This window comes from Pseudomonas sp. NPDC089918, from assembly GCF_050280605.1.
Taxonomy (GTDB): domain Bacteria; phylum Pseudomonadota; class Gammaproteobacteria; order Pseudomonadales; family Pseudomonadaceae; genus Aquipseudomonas.
Genome location: NZ_JBNNVP010000001.1, coordinates 51,779 through 72,294 on the forward strand (window position 1 = coordinate 51,779; position 20,516 = coordinate 72,294).

The window sequence follows — 20,516 nt, forward strand, 5'->3', positions numbered from 1 at the left end:
GTACGTAGCTAAGCTGGGCTCACGGATTTGAATCTCTCACGGAGCTTGCCATCGTCATGACCATCCCCAGCATTACCCTGCCCGACATGCAATTCGACACCACACTCAACTCGCCAAAAGGCTCGGCTGCCGCGCAGCGGGCACTGGACTATTACTTGAAACCAGCTGTGTCAGAACAGGCCGGCGAAGAACGTTTCTTCGATGTGAACCGTAACATCAGCAGCGAAGAGGCATTGGTCCATGCTTCGGATCTATTGCGATGTGCCGCCGCCACCGCGCATGAATCAGCCAACCAGCTGCAGGGCGCAAGCAGGGATCTGGCGTTTTCGACAGTCCACATGATCGATATGGCCAAGGCGATGGTCGATCGATCCCTGGAAGGGGCACAGCAGGGTTGAGGCGAATACGCAGGAGTAGAAAGGAAAGAATTTTCCAATCACGCAGATAAAAACATTTGACTTGCAAATGATAATGATTATTATTGCAGGCAGCTGGTCGCGAGATCAGTCGATGGACCAGGGACCTTAGGTCGGTCTCCTGGACTATCTCCTCATCAGGCTAATCACGGTTTTTGACCCGGCTTTTTGCCGGGTCTTTTTTTGCCAGTTATTCTGGCTTTGGCTTCAGGCTAATGAAGTCTGTGGGTGCTGCAAAATCCGATTGGCGCGGATGATATCAAAAGAATATCTGTTGGCAAGAGAGGCCCGGTAGCATTGGGCCAAACTAACGCAAAATAGCACTTGAGAATCACTTGCACAGTCTCTAAGCTGCATCGGCGTCAAGGAGGACGCCCCCCCTTTTCACCCTCGCAATTTCCCCCGGTTTTTCCCTCCCTTGCGTGTAAAGTAGCAGCCATAAAAAACATATTCAGGAATAGATTATGGCCGTGGCTAGATCTTCTTTCGACATCAACGCGAACTTCGACAGTGGCAACATCGAAGTGCTGGACACCAGCAATCCTTTGCAAGCACTGCTGGCGATCAAGCCAGACACTCGCAGCCAGCATTTCCAGTGGTTCCACTTCAAGGCCAGCGGTCTGCACGTCGGACAGGAGCATTGGTTTCGCCTGAACAACGCCAGCAAATCCTCGTACAACAAAGCCTGGGATGGCTATCAGGCGGTAGCGTCCTATGACCACGTCAACTGGTTCCGGGTGCCGACCATCTTTGAAGGCGACTGCCTGCGTTTCAGCCTCGAAGCCACTGCTACCCATGCCTGGTTCGCCTACTTCGAACCTTACAGCCGGGGCCGTCATGACTGGCTGATCGAACAGGCCCTCACCAAGGCCGGCACCGAACTGCTGGCCACCGGCAAGAGCGTTGAAGGTCGTGACATCCAGTTGTTGCGCAAAGGTACTGGAGCCGAAGGCCAGCGCAAGGTCTGGATCATCGCCCAGCAACACCCCGGCGAACACATGGCCGAATGGTTCATGGAAGGCGTGATCGAGCGCCTGGAAAAACACGACGACCCGGTGCTGAAAAAACTCCTGGCCAGCGCCGACCTGTACCTGGTGCCGAACATGAACCCGGACGGCGCTTTCCACGGTCATTTGCGCACCAACGCCATGGGCCAGGACCTGAACCGCGCTTGGCAGAGCGCCAGCCAGGAAGTCAGCCCGGAAGTGCTGTTCGTTCAGCAACAGATGGAAAAGTATGGCGTCGACCTGTTCCTCGACATCCATGGCGATGAAGAAATCCCCCACGTGTTCACCGCCGGTTGCGAAGGCAACCCGGGCTATACGCCGCGGATCGAAAAACTCGAAGAACATTTCCGCAGTCATCTGAAACATCAGACCAAAGACTTCCAGACCAAGTACGGCTACACCCGCGACGAGCCGGGCAAAGCCAACATGACCCTGGCCTGCAACAGCGTCGGTCAGAAGTTCGACTGCCTGTCGCTGACCCTGGAAATGCCCTTCAAAGACCACAACGACGCACCGAACCCGCTGACCGGCTGGTGCGGCAAACGCTCCAAGCAATTGGGCAAGGACGTGCTGACGACCATCGCCGACATGGTCGATACCCTGCGCTGATTGTCCTTTAACGTCAAAAGATCGCAGGCTTTCGCCGAAGGCTGCGATCTTTTGACGTTTTCACTGGGCAGCGATCCGCACACAATCCTGCGGCCCCAACAAACGCCCATCCTCGGCACGCAACTCCAGCGCCCGCACCGGTCGACCGTTCTCACGATCGACAACCCGCGAATGCGCCTCCCCCGCCTCAAAGAAAAACGCCTCGCCCCACTGCCGCAATCCGATGATCAACGGGAACAGGCCCTTGCCCTTCTCCGTCAGCACGTATTCCTGATACGCGCTGCCGTCCGACGCTGGCACCAGATCGAAAATCCCGTGAGCCACCAACGTGCGCAGGCGTGCCGAGAGGATGTTTTTGGCCATGCCCAGATTGCGCTGGAACTCACCGAATCGCCGCAAGCCATCGAACGCATCGCGCACGATCAATAACGACCACCAATCACCAATCGCGTCCAGTGAACGGGCGACCGGGCATTCGGCGCCTTCCATGCTTGTACGTTTAACCATGACCGCGTCCGCCGGCAACCAATGTGGTTGCAATATAAAACCAGACTCCCTACCGTACAACTGGTTTTATTTTGAAACCACAAAAGGAAGCCCGTGATGAAACCTGACCACCCATTAAGCGGCGCAGTGGTGCTGCTGTTTGCCGTTGCCTGCGGCCTGGCCGTCGGCAATGTGTATTACGCACAACCGCTGCTCGATGCCATGGCCGAGGCCTTCGCCATGGACCCGGCAACCATCGGTATCATCGTCACCCTTACCCAAATCGGTTATGGCGTGGGTCTGTTGTTGCTGGTTCCGCTAGGGGATCTGCTCAACCGCCGCCGGCTGATCGTCGTGCAAACCCTGCTATCGGCGCTGGCCTTGTTGATGATCGCGTTAGCCTCGAACAGCGCCTGGCTACTGCTCGGCATGGCGCTGACCGGGTTACTGGCGGTCGTGACGCAAGTCCTGGTGGCCTACGCCGCGACCCTGGCTATCCCGGCGCAACGTGGACGTGTGGTGGGCGTGATTACCAGCGGCATTGTCGTCGGCATTCTGTTGGCACGAACAGTCGCGGGCGGCATGGCCGATCTGGCCGGTTGGCGTTCGATTTATCTGCTATCCGCCGGGTTGACCCTGGTGATGGCGCTGCTGTTGTTTCGTGTGCTGCCCAGGCACGAAGACCCGCGACCGGATAGTGCTTACGGTGCGTTGATCGGCTCGGTATTCACGTTGTTCAAGGAAGAACCGGTATTGCGTCAACGGGCCATGCTCGCCCTGCTGACCTTCGCCAGCGCCATGGTGTTGTGGACACCCTTGGTGCTGCCGCTGAGTGCCCCGCCACTTTCACTTTCCCACACTGAAATCGGACTGTTCGGCCTGGCCGGAGCCGCCGGTGCGCTGGCCGCCGCTCGCGCCGGGCATCTGGCCGATCGCGGTTTGGGTCAATGGACCAGTGGACTGTCGTTGCTGCTGATGCTCGCCTCATGGCTGCCCATCGCTCTCACCCAATCCTCGCTATGGGCGCTGCTGCTCGGGGTGATTACGCTGGATCTGGGTTTGCAGGCCGTTCATGTCACCAGCCAAAGCATGATCTACAGCGTGCGTCCCGAAGCGCAAAGCCGACTCACCGCCGGCTACATGCTGTTCTATTCAATCGGCAGCGCCTTGGGTTCTATCGGTTCGACGGCGATGTACGCCTGGGCGGGATGGATCGGGGTGTGTTGGCTGGGTGCGGGCATCAATGCCGTGGCGCTGATTTATTGGTGCATGACGTTGGCCCCAACCCCGAGCAAATCCTGTGGCGAGGGGGCTTGCCCCCGTTCGGCTGCGCAGCAGTCGTAAATCGATTAAACGCGGTATGCCTGACCTATCGCATTTAGGGCTGCTTCGCAGCCCAACGGGGGCAAGCCCCCTCGCCACATTTTTCAGCAACCCGGATCACCCGCGATCCTTGCCCCGCAGCATGCTGTTCAGCACGTCATCGCGGCGCACCCAACCGTGAAACAACGCCGCCGCCAAGTGCAGCAGCACGGTCAGGAACAGCAGGTACGCCAGATACCCATGCGCCTGGCGCAGGAACGCAAACACCTGCGCATTCGCCGGCAGGATCGACGGCAATTGCAGTGAACTACTGAGCATTACCGGATCGCCAGCCGCCGAAATCATCGCCCAACCCAGCAATGGCAAAATCAACATCAAGGCGTACAACAAGATATGCGAAGCCTTGGCCGCGAACGCTTGCCAGCCCGGCAGGTCCGCTGGCAGCGGTGGTTGCCGGGTCGAAAAGCGCACGGCCAGACGCACGATCACCAGCAACAGAATCGCAACACCCAAAGGTTTGTGCAGATGGATCAGCCACTCATGACGCTCGGACACCGAGGCCACCATGCCCGCGCCGATAAACAGCATCGAGATGATCATCAGCGCCATCAGCCAATGCAGCAGCCGCGCCAATGGCGCGAAATGATTCGGTTGTGCGCTCATTGTCGAGACTCCTGCTTAGCGTTGGGCAATTGCGTCACTTCGCTGGTGCGGCGCAGGTAGGAACGGGCGTAACCCGCTGAGCGAGCGGCAAGCAGCGGGTCGTCGGAGCCTTCGATACCGCTGGGCAATACCAGTGGGTCGTAGTTGATGTCACGGCACTCACCACTGAGTTGCGGCTGAGTACTTTCGAGCACCAAGGTACCGGCGTTCAGCACTTTTCGGCCGTCGGGCCAGGCCTTGCTCGCGTCGTTGACCGGATCTTCGGGGTTCGCCAAAGTAATGTTCAACTGCCAACGCAGCGGTCCGGCGGCCAAACGCTGCACCAAGTCTTTCTCAAGGAAATCACCGCCCTCGGGGGCCGTTGCACCTGCCGCGTCCTGGGCCACTGGCGTCATGCTCCAACGCACCGCTTGCCGCTGACCGGCCGCGTTCACCAGGTAAAACGCGTTGACGCTGTTATAGATTTCCGTCGCGTAACTGGCCGAAGGTTTGGCGGTTTTGATCCAGGCCAGAAACGGCGCGGCTTCCGGGTGAGAACCGAAAAACGCTGGAACAGCCGCCGGGTTTGGTTTGCCGGTAGACGGATCCGGTGACTGCGCTTGTTGCAACTGATAGAACGCCTCGGGCGTGCCCACCGGGAACACCGGCATGCTGTTCATCCCGGTGCGCCATTGCTGGCCGTTGGCCTGGGTGAAACGCAACGCCAGGCTGCGGATCGGCACGCTGTTGTCCGGCGCGTAAGGGTTGCCGGCAGGCAGCGCAAAACGCCCGACCACCGGGGTCCGCGCTTCGCTGAACACTTGGGCAGTGGAATACTCGCGCGCCTGGCTGCTGCTCTCGAAATGCCCGATCACGCACACGCCTTTGGCATGATTGCGACGGAATCCCGGGTGCACGCCGTTGTTTTTCTCCAGTACATTGACCAAATCTTTCGGCGTCAGGCGCTGTGGGTCGAGTGTGCCGTTGACGTAGGCAAAAGCCCCGGCCAGCGCAGTGACCACCACGGCAATGCCGGTCAGACGCAACGTCAGGCTCGCGGCACTCAGCGGTGGCCGGCCAGGCCCCGTTGGCGGTGATGAGCGATCTACCATGAATGACTCCAGGGCCATCGGCCACAAGTGAGAAGAATCAGGCAGACGAACCGCGTCAGGGTTTATTCCATCGCCCGGTGTTTATTTTTCCAGGCGTGGAATAACCTCGAATGCCGGACGTCTTCCTGAACACTCACCACAGCGTAGTGACTAGTCAGAACTCCATGAACGATATCGACGAACAACTCAGGGAAGTCATTCCCAGGCTACGACGTTTCGCCGTTTCGCTGACGCGCAACCCCAGCAGCGCCGACGATCTGGTGCAGGCCTGCCTTGAGCGCGCGCTGTCGAGTTGGGGCGCAAAACGCCCCGAAGGCGATTTGCGTGCCTGGCTGTTTTCGATTCTTTATCGGCAGTTTCTCGACGCTCATCGCCGCTCCCGGCGTTATGCGCGGATGCTCGAATTCTTTACTGGCCGTGACGATGCGCAGCCTTCGGCAGAGCGCACCGTGATCGCCCAATCGACCTTGCAAGCCTTCGATCAACTCAGCACCGAACAACGTGCGCTGTTGCTCTGGGTGTCGGTGGAAGGCTTGAGTTACAAGGAGGTCGCCGAGATTCTCGACGTCCCCACCGGCACCGTGATGTCGCGCCTGTCCCGCGCGCGCCAGGCCTTGCGCCAGCTCAGCGACGGCGAAATCACCCGTCCTTCTCTGCGGAGACTCAAATGATCAGCATGCCTCCCAGTGAACGTGACCTGCACGCCTACGTCGATCACCAACTCAGCGATGCCGACCGGCATCTGGTGGAGACTTATCTGGCCGGCAACGTCGAAGTGGCCGCGCAAGTACGCGCCTGGCAGCACGATGCCCAACAGTTGCGCGCGGCCCTGAGCGGCGCCTTGCAGCAACCGGCCAACCCGCAACTCGACCCGGCAATGATTCGCCAGCGAGTCAAACACCAGTCCCGCCGTCATCTGGCCAGCGCCGCGATGCTGCTGATTGCGGTCAGCATCGGCGGATTGGGCGGTTGGCAGGCGCGACAAATGACCCTGGTCAGCGCCCCGCTGCCGATGACTGATGCGATGCAAGCCTACCGGCTGATTGCCCAGCAAGGCATCCTGCCGGCGGACTACAAAGTCAGCGATGACGGCGATATGCAGGGCTGGCTCGATCAATATTTCAGCCAGGCCCAACGCCTGCCGAACCTGACCGCTGCTGGATACAAACCCATCAGCGGGCGGCTGCTCAGCACCGAACAAGGGCCGGCGGCGATGGTGGTGTATGAGGATCAGAGCAGCCACAAGATCAGCTTCTACGTCCGCCCGCCGGGGCCGAAAAACTTCCTCCTCCCTCGGGGTAGCCGCAGCGATGGTGAGTTGCAGGCCGAGTACTGGTCGGGGGCTGGGTACAACTATGCGATGGTCAGCCCAAGTGACACGCCGGCGGCGCAGATGATCAAGCAGACGCTGAAGTTCTGATCACCACCCTCCCCCTGTGGGAGCGAGCCTGCTCGCGATGAAGCCGGCACATTCAACATTAATGTCGACTGACACATCGCTATCGCGAGCAGGCTCGCTCCCACATTGGGTCAGCGATTATTTGGAGATTGTGGTCACCCCTGCCCAAACACCTGCGAAGGCCTTCGCAACAGCGGATCGAACGGATTGATCCGCGGCCCGATCAGGGCGGCTTCGCGTTTGAGCATCTCCACCACTGTCGGCAAGCGATCCGGCCCCAGGCGATCGCTGACCGTGGCCACACTCAGCGCCGCCACCGCCCGGCCTTCGCGGTCGAGAATCGGCACGGCCACCCCGGCCATGCCTTGCAATACGCCGGTGTTGCGCCCGGCGTAACCGAGGGTGCGCACATTCTCGACTTCCGAACGCAGAAACACCTCGTCATACAGATGGAAATCCTTGAGTCGCGGCAAGTTGTAATGAATCACCGTGTCGCGCTCCTCTTCCGGCAGAAACGCCAGAATCGCCAGACTGCCCTGCCCCACACCGAGCGCCACCCGCCCGCCGATGTCACCGGTAAACGTGCGGATCGGAAACGGCCCTTCACTACGATCCAGACAGATCGCATCAAAACCGCTGCGCGCCAGCAAAAACAACGAGTCCCCCAACGACGCCGACAGCCGCAGCAATGCCGGCCGCGCCAGCTCGCGCAAATTGCCGGTGTTGCCGGCGCGGGCTGCCAAGGCAAAAAACTCCAGGCTCAGGCGATAACGTTTGCTGCGTGCATCCTGCTCGACCATGCCCTCGTCCATCAGGCTGCGCAGCAAGCGGTGCGTGGTCGGTTGCGACAAACCGATGCGTTGCGCCAGTTGGGTCACGCGCTCTCCACCTTCGACGGTGTCCCCCAGACTGCGCAGCACTGCAAACAGTCTTGAGACTGCACCAACACCGACTTCATTTTTATTTTCATTCCGCTCAATGGAATCAGGCATGTGATTTCTCGACAATAAATTTACTCACTGAATGAAACTGAAAATAGTCATCGCTTCAGTGAAATAGGCCATTGAGCCCATCCTATTCTTCGTCCTACTCTGCGTCCATCAGGGGCGATTCGAACAACAGCGGCAGCCGACAGAAGTCGAGCGCCAACGCACCCCGGCAACATCCTTTTCGTATCTGCCCATACAAAAAAGCGCGCCTTTGGCGACGCATAACAATCTCAGGTGGAGCGCAGTCATGGCCTTCGTGCAACTTGAAAACCTCGGCAAACGTTACGGCGAGATCGACGCGGTCGTCGCCACCAATCTGTCGGTGGAAAAAGGCGAGTTCGTTTCCTTGCTCGGCCCCTCCGGCTGCGGCAAAACCACCACCCTGCAAATGATCGCCGGCTTCGTCGAAGTCAGCAGCGGGTGCATTGTGCTGGACGGTCGCGACATCACCCACGCCAAACCCGCCAGTCGTGGTCTGGGCGTGGTGTTCCAGAGTTACGCGTTGTTCCCGCACATGACCGTGCGAGACAACGTCGCCTTCGGCCTGCGCATGCGCAAAGTGCCCAACGGCGAGTTGCAGCAACGGGTGGATCGGGTGCTGAAACTGGTGCGTCTGAATCAACACGCCGAGCGTTACCCACGAGAACTCTCCGGCGGTCAGCGTCAACGTGTTGCGCTGGCCCGGGCATTGGTGATCGAGCCGCCGGTGCTGCTGCTCGACGAACCGCTGTCCAACCTCGACGCCAATTTGCGCGAGGAGATGCAGTTCGAAATCCGCCGCATCCAGCGTGAGGTCGGCATCACCACGCTGATGGTCACCCATGATCAGTCCGAAGCGCTGTCGATCAGCGACCGAGTGGTGGTGATGCAGGCCGGACGCATCACCCAGATCGACGCGCCCTACACCCTCTACGAACACCCGCGCACCGAGTTCATTTCCGGTTTCGTCGGCAAGGCCAATCTGCTACCCGGCGAACGGGACAGCGCTGGTGTTGTGCAGGTCTGCAATCGTGACAACGGCGAGCTGACCCTGAGCCTGCGCCCGGAAAAAATCGATCTGCGTGATGTTGGCCATGGCCGCTTGCAAGGCAAGATCGTCAGCCGCTTCTTCCTCGGTAGCCAATGGCTGTACGGCGTATCGACATCGTTGGGCGAACTCAGCGTAGTGCGCCGCAACGACGGTTCGGCGCCCTTGATCGAAGGCACGGCGGTCGGCCTCGACTGGGACACGGCGCTGCTGCGGGTGCTGAGTGTCGATGAGGTGTCGGCATGAGTACGCTTGTCGTCATTCGCCAGGGACGCCAGGGTTATTGGCTGTCAGCACCGGCCCTGGCCTTGTACCTCGGTTTACTGGTCATCCCGTTGGGCCTGACGCTGGTGCTGTCGTTCAACGTTTTCGACTACAGCTCGGGAATTAACAGCGACGCCTACACCCTCGATCACTACAGCAGCCTGCTGGGCGATCCGTACTTCTACGAGATCTTTCTGAGGACGTTCTGGATCAGCGCCTTGACCACCCTGCTCTGCGTGGTGATCGGCGTGCCCGAGGCCTACATCCTCAGCCGCATGGGCGCGCCGTGGCGCTCGATCTTCCTGATTCTGATCCTCACGCCGTTGCTGATTTCGGTGGTGGTGCGCGCCTTCGGCTGGAGCCTGTTGCTCGGCGCCGACGGCTTGGTCAACCAGACCCTGCAAGCCTTCGGTGGCTCGCCGATGAAGCTGCTTTATACGCCGTTCGCCGTGGTGATCGCGCTGGTTCACGTGATGCTGCCGTTCATGATCATTCCGGTCTGGACCTCGCTGCAGAAACTCGACCCGGCCGCCGAACAAGCCGCGCTGTCGCTGGGCGCCAGCCACCTCACGGTGATGCGCAAAGTGGTGCTGCCGCAAATCATGCCCGGCGTGCTCTCCGGCACCTTGATCGTGTTCGGCCTCGCGGCCAGTTCATTTGCCATTCCCGGACTGCTCGGCGGACGCCGGATAAAGATGGTCGCCACGCTGATCTACGACCAGTACCTGTCGGAACTGAACTGGCCGATGGGCGCGGCCATCGCCGTCGCGCTGCTGTTGCTCAACCTGCTGATCATGCTGTCGTGGAACCGGATGATCGAAGGCCGCTACAAGAAGTCATTGGGATAATTCGTCATGTCCAGAAACGGTCCTTTCGCCCTGCTGTTCCATACCCTTGTGGTGCTGTTCATGCTCGCGCCGCTGGTGGTGGTGTGCCTCGTCGCCTTCACCCCGGAAAACACCCTGAGCCTGCCGACCACGGAGTTTTCCCTGCGCTGGTTCCGTGCAGTGTTCGAGCGCGCAGACTTTGTCGATGCGTTCTACAACAGCCTGATCCTGGCGTTCTGCGCCGCCACGCTGGCGACGCTGATCGCGGTGCCGGCAGCCTTGGCGATCACTCGATTCGAGTTCCCCGGCCGGGACTTTTTCAACGGGCTGTTCCTGTCGCCGATCATCATTCCGCACCTGGTGCTGGGCGTCGCGTTGCTGCGCTTGTTTGCGCTGATGGGTGTCAACGGCAGCTTCGCCTGGCTGATCTTCGCCCATGTGCTGGTGATCACCCCGTACGTGCTGCGACTGGTGTTGGCCTCGGCCATCGGCCTGGACCGCAGCGCCGAACACGCCGCGCAATCGCTGGGCGCCGGACGCTTCACGTTGTTCCGGCAAATCACCTTGCCGATGATTTTGCCGGGGGTCGCCGGTGGCTGGCTGCTGGCGTTCATCAACAGTTTCGATGAGGTCACGTTGTCGATCTTCGTCACCTCGCCGGCCACGCAAACCCTGCCGGTGCGCATGTACGTGTACGCCACCGAGTCCATCGATCCAATGATGGCGGCGGTGTCGGCCCTGGTGATCGCGCTGACTGCGTTGACGATGATTCTGCTTGATCGGGTCTACGGCCTGGATCGGGTGCTGGTGGGTAAACAATGAGGTCGCCATGGCTCTGCTGAAACGACTGGCCGAAGGCGACCGCCCGGCCCTGGACTTTACCCTCGACGGCAAGCCTGCCCGTGGCTTGCTCGGCGACACCCTGCTGACCGCCGTGCTGACCTGCAGCGAACACCTGCGCGGCAGCGACTTCAGCGCCGAACCCCGCGCCGGTTTCTGCCTGATGGGCGCCTGCCAGGACTGCTGGGTACGCCTGGGCGATGGCCGCCGGGTGCGGGCTTGCTCGACGCTGCTTGAAGCCGGACAGCACATCAACCGCGAACCGGGGCGATCGGTATGAACACCAACTTCCCCTGCAGAAACCCATTTCCCTGTGGGAGCGGGCTTGCCCGCGATAACGGTCTATCAGCCACCACCGATGTTGAATGTGCCGCCATCATCGCGGGCAAGCCCGCTCCCACAGGGGGGTCGTGCCGATCACAGATAATGGGGCATACATCAGTTCATTGTGGGAGCGAGCCTGCTCGCGATAGCAATCTGTCAGCCACCACCGATGTTGAATGTACCGCCATCGCGAGCAGGCTCGCTCCCACAAGGGTTCGGCGTCGATCACATATGAGGTGGGTATGAAGTCTGTGATCATCATCGGCGCAGGCCCCGCTGGAATCCGTGCGGCGCAAACCCTCGTCGCCCACGGCGTGCGCCCGGTGCTGCTGGACGAAGCCGCGCGCAGTGGCGGGCAGATTTATCGGCGTCAGCCGGCGAATTTCAAGCGTTCGGCGATCAAGCTGTATGGCTTCGAAGCACGCAAGGCCAAGGTACTGCATCAAACAATCGACGAACTGCGCGAGCAACTCGATTACCGCCCCGACACCCTGGTATGGAACGCCGAGGCTGGCGCGCTCGACACCTTGCATGAGGGCCGCGCCGCACGGCTGGAATTCTCCCGGGTGATCGTCGCCACGGGCGCCACCGACCGGATTCTGCCGGTGCCAGGCTGGACGTTGCCGGGGACATACAGCCTCGGTGCGGCGCAGATTGCCTTGAAGTTTCAAGGCTGTGCCATCGGTGAACGGGTGGTGTTCGCCGGCAGCGGGCCGTTGCTGTACTTGGTGGCATACCAATATGCCAAGGCCGGCGCCAACGTGATCGCCGTGCTCGACAGCTCGCCCTTCAGCGCGCAGGCCCGCGCCCTGCCCGGTCTGCTGGCGCAACCGACCACGTTGGCCAAAGGCATTTATTACCGCACCTGGCTGACCGCCCATGGCATCCCGGTGCACCAGGGCGCTACTTTGAAACGCATCGATGGCGAACACCGCGTGCAATCGCTGAATTGGTCCAACTCGAAAGGCGAGCATCAGCTGGATTGCGACGCCATAGCCTTCGCCCACGGCCTGCGCAGCGAAACCCAACTCGCCGACTTGCTGGGCTGTGAATTCACCTGGAACCCACTCAACCGCGCCTGGCTGCCGCAGCGCGACAGCGCCGGTCGCAGCAGTGTCGCCGAGGTGTACCTGGCCGGTGACGGCGCCGGCATCATGGGTGCCGACGCCGCGGAAATGGCCGGTGAACGAGCAGCCCTGGCGCTGCTCGAAGACATCGGTTACCTGATCCCGCCGCAACGTGCCACATGGCTGGAACAGTCGCTGAACACTATCGGCAGATTCCGCCAAGGCCTTGAGCGCGCGTTTATCTTTCCCGAAAGCTGGGCCACCGACGCCGCGGATGACCTGATGATCTGCCGCTGCGAAGAAGTGCGCGCCGGCGACATCCGCCAGGTGGTGCGCGAAGGCCATTGGGAGATCAATCGGGTCAAGGCCCATTGCCGGGTCGGCATGGGTCGCTGCCAGGGACGGATGTGTGGCGCCGCCGCAGCGGAAATCATCGCCTGCGAAAGCCAGCGCAACCTGTCCGACATCGGCCGGTTGCGGGCTCAGGCGCCGATCAAACCCCTGCCGTTCGGTCTGGAGGTCGAGCCATGATCGAGGTCGATGCACTCATCATTGGCGGCGGCATTGTCGGCTCCTCCGCCGCCCTGTTCTTGAGCAAGGCCGGCCGTCGCGTCGCGTTGCTGGAGCGGGACTTTTGCGGTTCGCACTCCAGCGGTGTGAACTACGGCGGCGTGCGCCGTCAGGGCCGGCCGTTGTCGCAATTACCGCTGTCGCAACGGGCTCACGAAATCTGGGGGCAACTGCCGCAGTTGATCGGCATCGACGGCGAGTACCAGCGCAGTGGTCACCTGAAGCTCGCCCGCAGCCTCAACGACCTGCACGCCTTACAGGATTACGCCGCCAGCAGCCAGGGGTTCGGCCTCGATTTGCAGGTGCTTGACCGCACTGAGTTGCGCGCACGTTTCCCCTGGGTCGGTGAGGTCGCAGTCGGTGCCTCGTTGTGCCCGGACGACGGCCACGCCAACCCGCGACTGGTGTCCCCCGCCTTCGCGCAGGCGGCGCGTCGGCACGGTGCGCAAATCCATGAACAATGCGCAGTGACGGCGGTGGAGCATGACGGTCAGCGCTTTCGCGTCAGTACTCAAACCGGCCACGAACTGCAAGCCCCCTGGCTGCTGAACTGCGCTGGCGCCTGGGCCGGCAGCCTCGCCGCACAATTCGGCGAAGCAGTGCCGATGCACGCCGGGCACCCGGCAATGCTGGTCACCGAACCGTTGCCGCTGGTGATGAATGCCAGCACCGGCGTCGAGGGTGGCGGCATTTATGCCCGTCAGGTCGCTCGCGGCAATTGTGTGTTGGGCGGCGGCCAGGGCTTTGCCCTCGATGACGCCCGCGCCCGGCCTGGTCAGAACGCAGTCATCGAGATCCTGCGCCAGGCCGTCGAACTCTACCCGTTTCTTGAGGGCGCCCAGGCGATTCGCACCTGGAGCGGCACCGAAGGTTATCTGCCCGATCGCCAACCGGTGATCGGCCACAGCAGCACCCAACCCGGTCTGTTGCACGCGTTCGGCTTTGCCGGCGCGGGCTTTCAGATCGGGCCCGCGGTGGGCCAGGCGCTCACCGAGATCATCTGTAGCGGCGCGTCAAAGACGCCGCTGGATGCGTTTTCCATCACCCGGTTTCACTCCATCTCCGTTGCTTGATAGAGGAAGGTCGCGCCATGAATAATTTCAAACGCAGTGCACTGCTCGGTTTCTCTTGCTTGGGCGCCATGCTCACGGTCAACCAGGCCCAGGCCGAACCGACGCTTTACCTGGGCATGAACGGCGGAACCATGGAGCGGCTCTACGCCGACAAGGTGCTGCCGGCTTTTGAGAAAGCCAACAACGTCAAAGTGGTGATCGTGCCGGGAACCTCCGCCGATATTCTGGCCAAGGTCCAGGCCAGCAAAGGCAACCCGCAGATGCACGTGATGTTCCTCGACGACGGCATCATGTACCGCGCCATCGCCATGGGCTTGTGCGACAAACTCGAAGACAGCCCGACCCTGGCGCAGATTCCGGCCAAGGGCCGCATCAAGGATCAAGCGGTGGCGGTCAGCCTTGGGGTCACCGGGCTGGCGTACAACACACGGCTGTTCAAGGAAAAAGGCTGGAACGCACCGACCTCCTGGATGGACATGGCCGACCCGCGCTTCAAGGACAAACTGGTGTTTCAGTCGATGGCATCTTCGACCTTCGGCCTGCATGGTTTCCTGATGTTCAACCGGATTCAGGGCGGCAGCGAAACCGACGTCGAACCGGGGTTCAAGGCTTGGCCGAACACCGTCGGGCGCAACGTGCTGGAGTACATTCCGAGTTCAGCGAAGATCTCCGAAATGCTCCAGACCGACGAAGCGGCGCTGTTCCCGCTGACGCCGACCCAGGTCACCGCGCTGAAACTCAAGGGCATGCCGGTGGAATATGCACAGCCCAAGGAAGGCTCCGTGGTGCTCAACGTCGCCGAATGCGCCATCGCCAACAACACCCAACCGGAACTGGCGCAGAAACTCGCAGCCTTCCTGCTGACGCCCGAAGCGCAAGCCGCCGCGCTTGAAGACGGCGATCAGATTCCGTCCAACCCGAATACGCCAACCACCGACAAGACCCGCGGTCAGGTCGAGGCGATGAAGCAGTATCTGACGACCGCGATCGCCATCGACTGGGATCAGGTCAACGAACAGCGCCCGGCGTGGAATGCCCGGTGGAATCGCAGTATCGAGCGCTAAATAACTGAGCGCCCCAAACCTGTGGCGAGGGGGCTTGCCCCCGTTGGGTTGCGAAGCAGCCCCAAAAACCATACACCCCGGTTTATCAGAAATACCGGGAGGAAATGGTTGAGGGCGACTGCTACGCAGTCGAACGGGGGCAAGCCCCCTCGCCACAGGCAAGCTCCCTCGCCACAAAAGCCCTCTCACCACAGTAGCTTCAGCAACACCAGTGGAAGGCAAATTCCCCATTTGGTTAAACTACGCCGCCGCGGCTCAGGGTGAGCCGGCCTGAAGACTACGGGGTGACTTCACAGTGACCGTTCGACCGCCCAACCCTCCGCGAATCACACCACGCTGGCCCGCGCTACGCCGTTTCTTCGGCAAGGCAGTTGCGACGCCGGCCAGTGGCAGTACGCAGGGCCGGGTGATCCACGACTACTTCCACCGCAAGGCCCATAACCAGGGCTACACCCTCAGCCATAGCCAGCAACGAGTGATCGACTGCATGGCGCAGCACGCTTCGGCGCTGCTGGGCACATCAGCGCCGACACTCCCCGGTCTTTACCTCTTTGGTGCAGTCGGGCGCGGCAAGAGCTGGTTGCTCGACGGTTTTTTCCAGGCCATCCCCATCGCGGAAAAACAGCGCCTGCACTTCCATGAGTTTTTTGCGCAACTGCACCAAGGCATGTTCAGCCATCGCGATCAGCCCGATGCGCTGGCGGTCACCCTCGACGAACTGCTGCAAGACTGCCGGGTGCTGTGTTTCGATGAATTCCACGTGCATGACATCGGCGATGCGATGCTCATCACGCGGCTGTTCAAGGCGCTGTTTCGCCGGGGGATTGTGCTGCTGGTGACCTCCAACTACCCGCCGGAAGGTTTGCTGCCCAACCCGCTTTACCACGCCCGTTTCAAACCGGTAATCGATCTGGTCAACACGCGCATGCAGGTGATGGAAGTCGGCGGGCCGCATGATTACCGCAGTCAGGCGCGCACCCACGCACAGCAGCTGTTCACCCAGGGCCGGTACATCTGGCCGGCCACGGAGGTGCAGCGTCAGGTGTTGCAGCTGCTCGAACACGACGCACCGGCCATCCAGCTGCCCGTCGGGACACGGCACCTGCAAGCCCGATACTGTGAAGGGCGAAGCGTCGGCTTCACCTTCGCCGACCTGTGCGAACACCCCACCGCGGTCATGGACTACCTGGAACTGTGCCGGCGTTTCGACCGCTGGATCATCGACAAACTGCCCAGTCTCGCCGACTGTTCAATCGCCGCCCAGCAGCGCTTCATCAACCTGATCGACGTCTTGTACGACCAGGACAAGCACCTGATTCTGCTCGGTCACCAGTCATTGCGCGAAAGCCTGGGTGGCGATGCTATCGACCTGGCGCGCACGCGCAGCCGGTTGGGGCAGTTGGTGGAGGTGAGGGATCTGGCTTGACCGAGGAGATTGGGTTTGGGCTGCCACCCCAACTTTCCCGCTATCATGTCGCTCATTTCCAGGCCCCCACGCCCTCCTTCTGATCAATAGCGAACCTGCCCATGGATACCCTCGCCCAACTGCGCGCCGGCCAACTGTCGGGCATCACCCGTCTGGACTTGTCCTGCGGCCTGACCGAGTTCCCCCAGGAAATTTTCGATCTGGCGGACTCGCTGGAAGTGCTCAACCTCAGCGGCAATGCCTTGCGCAGCCTGCCGGACGACCTGCATCGCCTGACCCGTTTACGTGTGCTGTTTTGCTCGGACAATCAGTTCACCGAACTGCCCGCTTGCCTTGGCCAGTGCACCGCGCTGACGATGATCGGCTTCAAGGCCAACGCCATCGAATACGTGCCGGGCGCCGCCCTGCCGCCGCTGTTGCGCTGGCTGATCCTCACCGATAACTGCATCACGGAGCTGCCGACCGAACTGGGTGAGCGCCCGCACCTGCAAAAACTCATGCTCGCCGGCAACCGGTTACAGCATTTGCCCGAAAGCCTGCGGCACTGTCATCAACTCGAACTGATCCGCATCGCCGCCAATCAGCTCACCGAGCTTCCCGAATGGCTGCTGACCCTGCCGAGCCTGACCTGGCTGGCGTACGCCGGTAACCCGCTGGAAACCGAAGCCGATGCCGCGGCCCTCGAAGCCACGGCAAGCATTCCCTGGTCCCAACTAAACCTGGAGAGAAAACTCGGCGAAGGCGCGTCGGGAGTTATTCATCAGGCGTTGTGGGAGCAGACGAAACAGGTCGCGGTGAAACTCTACAAAGGCGAAATGACCAGCGATGGCTCGCCTTTACACGAAATGAATGCCTGCATCACTGCCGGCATCCACCCCAACCTGATCCGGGTCGAGGGCCGAATTGTCGATCACCCCCAGCAAACGGCCGGGCTGGTGATGCAACTGATCGATCCGAGTTATCGCAACCTGGCCGGGCTGCCGAGCCTGGCGTCCTGCACCCGCGACGTCTACGCCAATGACACCCGGTTCAGCGCTGGCGTGGCACTGCGCATCGCCAGTGGCATTGCTTCGGTGGCTGAACATTTGCACCACCAAGGCATCACCCACGGCGACCTCTATGCTCACAACATCATGTGGAACGAGCACGGCGATTGCCTGTTGGGCGACTTTGGCGCGGCGTCTTTCCATGCCACTTCGGTCAGCCTTGAAAGCCGCGCGCTGCAACGGATCGAAGTGCGGGCGTTCGGGGTGCTGCTGGGGGAATTGCTGGAGCGCATCGACTCGGGGTTGAGTGATGAACAGCGGGTCGCGTTAGAGGATCTACAGCAGCGTTGCTGTCTGCCGAATGTGCTGGCGCGACCGGGGTTCAGCGAGGTTGTGCGGGAACTGGCTGAATTAAACTAGCGGCAAATACAAAACCTGTGGCGAGGGAGCTTGCTCCCGTTGGGTTGCGAAGCGACCCCAAAAGCGACGGCTGCTGCGCAACCGAACGGGAGCAAGCTCCCTCGCCACAGGCAAGTTCCCTCACCACAAGTCAGACCACAAACTGTCGGAACCGCTTAACCCGCCAACCCGACAAACATATCCTGCACGTCATCGTGGTTATCGAGGCCTTCGAGGAACGCTTCGACTTCAGCCATCTGCTCATCGCTCAGGCCGCTGACCGGGTTCTTCGGCTGGTAGCCCAACTTGGCCGACAATACGGTGAAACCCTGCTCTGGCAGCGCTTTCTGTACCGCATCCAGGTCCGCAGGTTCGGTCAGGAACAGCGTCGCGCCGTCTTCACCCGGTTCGAAATCCTGGGCACCGGCTTCGATCGCAGCCATTTCCGGGTCGGCGTCAGGGCTGTCCGGGGACGCCTCGATCATGCCGACGTGGTTGAAGTCCCAGGCCACCGAACCGGAAGCGCCCAACTGGCCCTTACGGAACGCGACGCGGATTTCAGCGACGGTGCGGTTGATGTTGTCAGTCACGCATTCAACGATCAGCGGCACCTGATGCGGTGCGAACCCTTCATACGTCACGCGATGGTATTGCACGGTTTCGCCGAGCTGGCCGGAGCCTTTCTTGATCGCGCGTTCCAGGGTTTCGCGGGGCATCGAGGCTTTTTTCGCCTGTTCGACCACCAGACGCAGGTGTGCGTTGGTGGTGGTATCGGCACCGTTGCGGGCAGCGATGGTGATTTCTTTCACCAGTTTGCCGAAGATCTTGCCTTTGGCGTTGGCTGCCGCTTCTTTGTGTTTAACCTTCCACTGTGCGCCCATTACTCACTCTCTTGATCTGTGGCGCCGAGACATCTATTGGCCGACGCGTTGCGCAAGTTTATACGGCCTAAAGACGCCAATCGACCAAAAATTCCAAGATCTTCACCCTGTGACGAATCGACATCTTCACCAGTGTTTGTAGGGCGATTCTGAAAAGTCGATTTGCGGTGACGCTTCAGGGCTGTGGTTTCGTACCCTCTGCGCCCATCCTCCCTGGCAGAAGCGCGTTCGATGCACAACGACAAGGAAAGCCCCTTTACCCTGACACTGCTCGACGGCGGTTTGAGTCTGCAGGTCTTGCAGTTCAGCGGCCGTGAAGGTCTCAACCAGCCCTATCGCTTCGACATCGACGTGATCGGCCTCGCACCGGCGATGCACCTCGACCAATGGTTACAACAACCGGCGTTTTTGCGGCTGGCGGATGACCAAGGCATTCACGGCATGATCCACAGCGTCAGTCGCGAACATCGCGGCCCGCACCGGGTCGGCTATTCCCTGGTGCTGACGCCCCATCTGCAACACTTGGATCGACACAGTTTGCGTCGGGTGTTTCATCGTCTCAGCGTCCCCGCGATCGTGCGCCAGTTGCTGGAAGAGCATCAGTTGCCCGAGCACAGTTATCGTTTCGAACTGGCAAACGGCTGCTACCCGCCCCGGCCTTTTTGCATTCAGTTCGATGAGAGCGATCTGGCCTTCCTGCAGCGGCTGTGTGAGGAAGAAGGCATCCACTATCACTTCGAACATCAGCCCGATGGACACGTACTGGTGCTGGCCGATGACAGCTTGAGTTTCCCCCAGGAGCCACTGCTGATGCCGTTCCAGGACGACGCATTCAACGACTCCGTCTTGCCGGTAATCAGCGAACTGTTCCAGCGCCATGAGCCGGTCCCCGCCCCGGCACGATGGGAAGCCAGAAACCGCGGCGCGCCGGTGGTCGGCGATGGAGCGGCTAATCACATGCTCGCCAGAACGGGCCCGGTCACGGCACGCCCTGCACCTGCACAGCTTCATCACGACCAGCTCAGCCGCCGACGGCTGGAACGCCTGCGTTGCCCGCAACGGCAGATCCACGGCCAAAGCAACCAGAGCGAACTGCGCAGTGGACGGATCCTGCAAGTGGCGCAGCATCCGCTCTCGAGTTTCAACGATCAGTGGTTGCTCACCGATATCCGGCACCAGGGGCAGCAGCCCTCGATTCTCGCCGAGGATCAGCCCGGCAGTGCCCGGCGCTATAGCAATCAGTTCACGGCCATTCCCTGGTCAACGGTCTTCAGGCCGGCGCTTAAACAGATCAAGCCGAGCATCCCGGGCTATCAGATCGCCCGGGTACTCGGCCCCGCCGGGCAACCGGCGGCACTCGATGATCAAGGCCGGATACAGGTCAGGCTATGGCCGACGCCGGCGTTCGAGGCGGATGAATCCGTCGGTCTCTGGCTACCGATCGCCCTCGCAGCGCCGGACGGTCGGATCGATCCGGCCAGGCTGCCCACGGCCGGCACCGACGTGCTGATCAGTTTTCTCGACAGCGATCCGGACCGGCCAGTGCTGTGTGCCGGCATGGGCCATCCAAAGCCTTCCCGGCCTGCTTCCGAGCCACGCCGCGATGGCCGTCTGCTGCTCGATTGGCTGGTCAACCGCTCGGATCTCGCCCCTTGAGTTTCAATCCTTGTCGGCACACCGGGAGTCTGATGTAGGCAGGTCCGGCCTCTTCGCGGGCAAGCCGCGCTCCCACAGGGATTTGTGCTGGCCGCATATCTTGTGAACGATGCAAAACCTGTGGGAGCG

At 61.1% G+C, this 20,516-nt stretch carries 20 protein-coding genes; 15 read left to right on the top strand and 5 right to left on the bottom strand.

Annotated features, from left to right (window positions below; translation table 11 throughout):
- Nucleotides 1-56 precede the first annotated feature (56 nt).
- Nucleotides 57-398 (top strand): DUF6124 family protein, encoded by a 342-nt coding sequence (locus ACQKPC_RS00210; protein WP_123496598.1) that lies wholly within the window; start codon nt 57-59, stop codon nt 396-398.
- A gap of 482 nt (nt 399-880) precedes the next feature.
- The gene (locus ACQKPC_RS00215; RefSeq protein WP_427622704.1) at nt 881-2,032 is read left to right on the top strand and encodes a M14 family metallopeptidase; all 1,152 of its coding nucleotides are present in this window, start codon (nt 881-883) and stop codon (nt 2,030-2,032) included.
- Between the two features lie 60 nt (nt 2,033-2,092).
- On the opposite strand, the gene ACQKPC_RS00220 is transcribed toward ACQKPC_RS00215, so the two are convergent.
- Nucleotides 2,093-2,539 carry a winged helix-turn-helix transcriptional regulator gene (locus tag ACQKPC_RS00220; protein WP_008073121.1) on the bottom strand — a complete coding sequence of 149 codons (447 nt, stop codon included), beginning with the start codon at nt 2,537-2,539 and terminating at the stop codon, nt 2,093-2,095.
- Nucleotides 2,540-2,635: 96 nt separating this feature from the next.
- Between ACQKPC_RS00220 and ACQKPC_RS00225 the strand changes: the two genes are divergently transcribed.
- Nucleotides 2,636-3,862: an MFS transporter gene (locus ACQKPC_RS00225; protein WP_427622705.1), complete on the top strand. Its 1,227-nt coding sequence runs from the start codon at nt 2,636-2,638 to the stop codon at nt 3,860-3,862.
- Between the two features lie 96 nt (nt 3,863-3,958).
- On the opposite strand, the gene ACQKPC_RS00230 is transcribed toward ACQKPC_RS00225, so the two are convergent.
- Together ACQKPC_RS00230 and ACQKPC_RS00235 are read right to left on the bottom strand one after the other, a co-directional pair.
- Nucleotides 3,959-4,504: a cytochrome b gene (locus ACQKPC_RS00230; protein WP_427622706.1), complete on the bottom strand. Its 546-nt coding sequence runs from the start codon at nt 4,502-4,504 to the stop codon at nt 3,959-3,961.
- Nucleotides 4,501-5,595: a catalase family peroxidase gene (locus ACQKPC_RS00235; protein ID WP_427622707.1), complete on the bottom strand. Its 1,095-nt coding sequence runs from the start codon at nt 5,593-5,595 to the stop codon at nt 4,501-4,503. Before ACQKPC_RS00235 ends, ACQKPC_RS00230 begins: the two co-directional genes overlap by 4 nt.
- Before the next feature lie 164 nt (nt 5,596-5,759).
- On the opposite strand from ACQKPC_RS00235, the gene ACQKPC_RS00240 reads away from it, so the two are divergent.
- Together ACQKPC_RS00240 and ACQKPC_RS00245 are read left to right on the top strand one after the other, a co-directional pair.
- Nucleotides 5,760-6,266 (top strand): RNA polymerase sigma factor, encoded by a 507-nt coding sequence (locus ACQKPC_RS00240; RefSeq protein ID WP_427622876.1) that lies wholly within the window; start codon nt 5,760-5,762, stop codon nt 6,264-6,266.
- A complete protein-coding gene (locus tag ACQKPC_RS00245) occupies nt 6,263-7,015 on the top strand; it encodes an anti-sigma factor family protein (protein WP_427622708.1) in 753 nt (250 codons plus the stop codon). Before ACQKPC_RS00240 ends, ACQKPC_RS00245 begins: the two co-directional genes overlap by 4 nt.
- 134 nt (nt 7,016-7,149) lie before the next feature.
- Here ACQKPC_RS00245 and ACQKPC_RS00250 read toward each other — a convergent pair whose 3' ends face one another.
- Entirely contained in the window at nt 7,150-7,986 is an 837-nt protein-coding gene (locus ACQKPC_RS00250; protein WP_007896916.1) for an IclR family transcriptional regulator, read from the bottom strand.
- A gap of 244 nt (nt 7,987-8,230) precedes the next feature.
- Here ACQKPC_RS00250 and ACQKPC_RS00255 point away from each other — a divergent pair, with 244 nt between their 5' ends.
- The 9 genes from ACQKPC_RS00255 (at nt 8,231) to ACQKPC_RS00295 (ending at nt 17,871) form a co-directional block, all read left to right on the top strand.
- Entirely contained in the window at nt 8,231-9,256 is a 1,026-nt protein-coding gene (locus ACQKPC_RS00255) for an ABC transporter ATP-binding protein (protein WP_427622709.1), read from the top strand.
- Complete coding sequence (locus ACQKPC_RS00260) at nt 9,253-10,122, top strand: ABC transporter permease (RefSeq protein ID WP_401174423.1); 870 nt, start codon at nt 9,253-9,255, stop codon at nt 10,120-10,122. Before ACQKPC_RS00255 ends, ACQKPC_RS00260 begins: the two co-directional genes overlap by 4 nt.
- A 6-nt stretch (nt 10,123-10,128) precedes the next feature.
- Nucleotides 10,129-10,923: an ABC transporter permease gene (locus ACQKPC_RS00265; protein WP_007896923.1), complete on the top strand. Its 795-nt coding sequence runs from the start codon at nt 10,129-10,131 to the stop codon at nt 10,921-10,923.
- 7 nt (nt 10,924-10,930) lie between these two features.
- Nucleotides 10,931-11,221 carry a (2Fe-2S)-binding protein gene (locus ACQKPC_RS00270; RefSeq protein ID WP_427622710.1) on the top strand — a complete coding sequence of 97 codons (291 nt, stop codon included), beginning with the start codon at nt 10,931-10,933 and terminating at the stop codon, nt 11,219-11,221.
- Nucleotides 11,222-11,507: 286 nt separating this feature from the next.
- Nucleotides 11,508-12,863 carry an FAD-dependent oxidoreductase gene (locus tag ACQKPC_RS00275; protein WP_427622711.1) on the top strand — a complete coding sequence of 452 codons (1,356 nt, stop codon included), beginning with the start codon at nt 11,508-11,510 and terminating at the stop codon, nt 12,861-12,863.
- Nucleotides 12,860-13,975: an NAD(P)/FAD-dependent oxidoreductase gene (locus tag ACQKPC_RS00280; RefSeq protein ID WP_427622712.1), complete on the top strand. Its 1,116-nt coding sequence runs from the start codon at nt 12,860-12,862 to the stop codon at nt 13,973-13,975. Before ACQKPC_RS00275 ends, ACQKPC_RS00280 begins: the two co-directional genes overlap by 4 nt.
- A 17-nt stretch (nt 13,976-13,992) precedes the next feature.
- Nucleotides 13,993-15,039 carry an ABC transporter substrate-binding protein gene (locus ACQKPC_RS00285; protein ID WP_427622713.1) on the top strand — a complete coding sequence of 349 codons (1,047 nt, stop codon included), beginning with the start codon at nt 13,993-13,995 and terminating at the stop codon, nt 15,037-15,039.
- Between the two features lie 295 nt (nt 15,040-15,334).
- On the top strand, nt 15,335-16,465 hold the full coding sequence (zapE, locus tag ACQKPC_RS00290) for a cell division protein ZapE (protein ID WP_427622714.1): 1,131 nt from the start codon (nt 15,335-15,337) through the stop codon (nt 16,463-16,465).
- Nucleotides 16,466-16,566: 101 nt separating this feature from the next.
- On the top strand, nt 16,567-17,871 hold the full coding sequence (locus tag ACQKPC_RS00295) for a leucine-rich repeat-containing protein kinase family protein (RefSeq protein WP_427622715.1): 1,305 nt from the start codon (nt 16,567-16,569) through the stop codon (nt 17,869-17,871).
- Between the two features lie 155 nt (nt 17,872-18,026).
- Here the strand turns inward: ACQKPC_RS00295 and ACQKPC_RS00300 are convergent, their stop codons facing one another.
- Nucleotides 18,027-18,731, bottom strand: a complete 705-nt coding sequence (locus ACQKPC_RS00300) for a YebC/PmpR family DNA-binding transcriptional regulator (RefSeq protein ID WP_007903391.1) — start codon at nt 18,729-18,731, stop codon at nt 18,027-18,029.
- A gap of 231 nt (nt 18,732-18,962) precedes the next feature.
- On the opposite strand from ACQKPC_RS00300, the gene ACQKPC_RS00305 reads away from it, so the two are divergent.
- On the top strand, nt 18,963-20,387 hold the full coding sequence (locus ACQKPC_RS00305) for a type VI secretion system Vgr family protein (protein WP_427622716.1): 1,425 nt from the start codon (nt 18,963-18,965) through the stop codon (nt 20,385-20,387).
- Nucleotides 20,388-20,516 lie beyond the last annotated feature (129 nt).

Bases quoted from the DNA above. Each gene is read 5' to 3' on its own strand.
- ACQKPC_RS00240 (WP_427622876.1), top strand. From the start codon at position 5,760: ATGAACGATATCGACGAACAACTCAGGGAAGTCATTCCCAGGCTACGA.
- ACQKPC_RS00245 (WP_427622708.1), top strand. From the start codon at position 6,263: ATGATCAGCATGCCTCCCAGTGAACGTGACCTGCACGCCTACGTCGAT.
- ACQKPC_RS00300 (WP_007903391.1), bottom strand. From the start codon at position 18,731: ATGGGCGCACAGTGGAAGGTTAAACACAAAGAAGCGGCAGCCAACGCC.
- ACQKPC_RS00220 (WP_008073121.1), bottom strand. From the start codon at position 2,539: ATGGTTAAACGTACAAGCATGGAAGGCGCCGAATGCCCGGTCGCCCGT.
- ACQKPC_RS00215 (WP_427622704.1), top strand. From the start codon at position 881: ATGGCCGTGGCTAGATCTTCTTTCGACATCAACGCGAACTTCGACAGT.
- ACQKPC_RS00230 (WP_427622706.1), bottom strand. From the start codon at position 4,504: ATGAGCGCACAACCGAATCATTTCGCGCCATTGGCGCGGCTGCTGCAT.
- ACQKPC_RS00250 (WP_007896916.1), bottom strand. From the start codon at position 7,986: ATGCCTGATTCCATTGAGCGGAATGAAAATAAAAATGAAGTCGGTGTT.
- ACQKPC_RS00305 (WP_427622716.1), top strand. From the start codon at position 18,963: ATGCACAACGACAAGGAAAGCCCCTTTACCCTGACACTGCTCGACGGC.
- ACQKPC_RS00270 (WP_427622710.1), top strand. From the start codon at position 10,931: ATGGCTCTGCTGAAACGACTGGCCGAAGGCGACCGCCCGGCCCTGGAC.
- ACQKPC_RS00265 (WP_007896923.1), top strand. From the start codon at position 10,129: ATGTCCAGAAACGGTCCTTTCGCCCTGCTGTTCCATACCCTTGTGGTG.
- ACQKPC_RS00225 (WP_427622705.1), top strand. From the start codon at position 2,636: ATGAAACCTGACCACCCATTAAGCGGCGCAGTGGTGCTGCTGTTTGCC.
- ACQKPC_RS00295 (WP_427622715.1), top strand. From the start codon at position 16,567: ATGGATACCCTCGCCCAACTGCGCGCCGGCCAACTGTCGGGCATCACC.
- ACQKPC_RS00260 (WP_401174423.1), top strand. From the start codon at position 9,253: ATGAGTACGCTTGTCGTCATTCGCCAGGGACGCCAGGGTTATTGGCTG.
- ACQKPC_RS00210 (WP_123496598.1), top strand. From the start codon at position 57: ATGACCATCCCCAGCATTACCCTGCCCGACATGCAATTCGACACCACA.
- ACQKPC_RS00285 (WP_427622713.1), top strand. From the start codon at position 13,993: ATGAATAATTTCAAACGCAGTGCACTGCTCGGTTTCTCTTGCTTGGGC.
- ACQKPC_RS00275 (WP_427622711.1), top strand. From the start codon at position 11,508: ATGAAGTCTGTGATCATCATCGGCGCAGGCCCCGCTGGAATCCGTGCG.
- ACQKPC_RS00280 (WP_427622712.1), top strand. From the start codon at position 12,860: ATGATCGAGGTCGATGCACTCATCATTGGCGGCGGCATTGTCGGCTCC.
- ACQKPC_RS00255 (WP_427622709.1), top strand. From the start codon at position 8,231: ATGGCCTTCGTGCAACTTGAAAACCTCGGCAAACGTTACGGCGAGATC.
- ACQKPC_RS00235 (WP_427622707.1), bottom strand. From the start codon at position 5,595: ATGGTAGATCGCTCATCACCGCCAACGGGGCCTGGCCGGCCACCGCTG.